Raw genomic sequence first — 2,090 nt, 5'->3', positions numbered from 1 at the left:
TCCACGCATTCCAGCCCCACTCGTTGCCTTTCCACTCATGAAGCCAAACTCGCATGTTGCCCCCCTCCCTATCCCGGCTAGCGGGATGCAGTTGAGATTCTGCCCCTCATAGTGGCATAGTTGCCTTCACATCCTTCACTTGAGCGCAAGCACGACCGTGCCTAGTGCAACAAGAGCGATCCCAAGCCAATCCTTCAAACTAGGTCGCTCGCCCAAGAACAGTACGGCGAACACAGCGACCAACACAACGCTCAGCTTGTCGATTGGAGCGACCTTCGACGCTTCCCCAATCTGCAACGCGCGGAAGTAGCAAACCCAGGAGGCGCACGTGGCTAACCCCGAGAGGACCAGAAACGTGAGCGTCTTCGGACGCAGCGAGAATGGGTTGGTCCACTTGGCGGTTGCGAACACGAATATACCGAGCACTATCACGATCACGAAGGTGCGAATGAGCGTGGCCAAGTCCGAATCGACACCTTCGATGCCCACCTTGGCCAGAATAGAGGTTAGCGCGGCAAACACCGCTGAGAGGAGCGCCCAAAACAGCCAATTCGGCGTCGATACCATAATGATCACCCCCTGGTGGACTTGTCGTCCACCTGCTCCGCCAACAGCCGCGCCGGAGGCGCTTTCGGGGCCAACGTCAGGTCGGGCGGCTGGACGACGCGTTTCGTAGAGATATTCCGCGTTCCCGCGTAATGGCCTGCAATCTCAGAAGGAAATCTGTTCCCGGCGCGCCCAGGTCCCCCAGGTCCCTCCAGGTCCCTCACCCCACGAACGAGGCGCGGCGCAACCGCGCGAGCGCGCCGTCCCCGGAGGGCGGCACCGTCAACCCTGGCAGCGTCAAGAAAGGAGGCGAAAGCTCATGGCGGGGGCCGCTGAACTCTCCCACATTATGCCATATCGGCCCAGTTGAAACCCACAAAGGCATCGCTGGGGTCGCGTGAACTAGCAATTACTGGGGAAGTCCAACGATCTCCTGGCGCCATACCTAGATTCCGCCCAGGTAGAATACAGCTAGTTGTGTGCGGTCGCGTAGCCCGAGCTTCTCGAGTATCACGCTGATATAGTTGCGCACAGTGCCTTCGCTAAGATATAGCGTTTCAGCGATCTCCCGGTTGCTCAAGCCTCTTGCTACAAGTTCGATAATGTCTCTCTCCCTGTCGTTGATGCCGTGAGCGGAGAGTCGGGCTGCAATAGCCTTTTCGTCTCCTTCGTCGCTCTGTATGCCTTGCAGGAGCTTGGGCAGCTTCGTGACGATCGCGTCGCCGAACACGCTCTGGCCGGTGTGGACGGCCTTCAGCGCAGGGATTATGCTCTCGAAGTCCTGTTTCAGAATGTACCCTTTTGCCCCAAGGCGCAGTGCTTGGACGATGTACTCGTCGTCCAGGAACGTCGTGAGGAAGAGTACTCGCGCGTCCGGGAACTGGCTCAGCACCTGCCTGCACGCCTCGAGTCCGGTCATGCCCTCCATGCGGATGTCCATCAGGAGCACGTCGGGCTTGAGCTTGGCATACAGCGCCACAGCCTCGTGCCCGCTATAGCCCGTTCCGACGACTTCTACATCGCCATGCGCCTGTAGTATGGTCTTCAAAGACTCGCAGACTAGTCTGTCATCATCTACGACTAGCACCCTCACGGTGCCGCCTCCCTTCGCGGCGCGGTCCTCCTCTTTGGAACTGACACGAAGAGCCTAAACCCTCCCTGGTGCTCGACTAGGAACTGCCCGCCCAGGGCTGTGACTCGATCCTCCATGCTGCGCAAGCCGAGGCCGTAACCGGTGGTCGCGACTCCCTCGTCCGACATCGCTCTGGCTCTGAAGGCTGAACCCGCCCTCACCTCTGAAGCCACGGGAGCTGCGCCGAAGCCCAAAGCGGTTCCGGCCGCTGACGTGTCACCGGCACCGGCGCCCGAGGATGCGCCGACGCCCGGCGCCTCCGGGCCAAACGGCTCCGGGCCGAGTCTTGATGCGAGACCCGTGCCGTTGTCCTGCAGTACCAGTTGATAGAGGGCCGGATGCTCCAGAAGCGCCAGGGTGACTAGGGTCGCATCTGAGTGGCGGATTATGTTGTTCAGCCCCTCCTTGATGA

The 2,090-nt window shown here is 60.4% G+C and carries 3 protein-coding genes; all 3 read right to left on the bottom strand.

The annotated features are described in order from the left end of the window. Positions 1-135: 135 nt before the first annotated feature. A complete protein-coding gene (locus tag GX515_07855; protein ID HHY32915.1) occupies positions 136-567 on the bottom strand; it encodes an EamA family transporter in 432 nt (143 codons plus the stop codon). A gap of 424 nt (positions 568-991) precedes the next feature. After that, positions 992-1,639, bottom strand: coding sequence for a response regulator transcription factor (locus GX515_07850; protein HHY32914.1), 648 nt, complete (start codon positions 1,637-1,639; stop codon positions 992-994). Further along, positions 1,636-2,090 (bottom strand): hypothetical protein (locus tag GX515_07845; protein ID HHY32913.1); only part of this gene is annotated, 455 nt, incomplete at its 5' end. The genes GX515_07845 and GX515_07850, both read right to left, overlap by 4 nt.

The organism is Bacillota bacterium, assembly GCA_012842395.1.
In the GTDB taxonomy this organism is placed as follows: Bacteria; Bacillota; SHA-98; order UBA4971; family UBA4971; genus UBA6256.
This window is presented reverse-complemented; position numbering and strand designations above follow the sequence as displayed.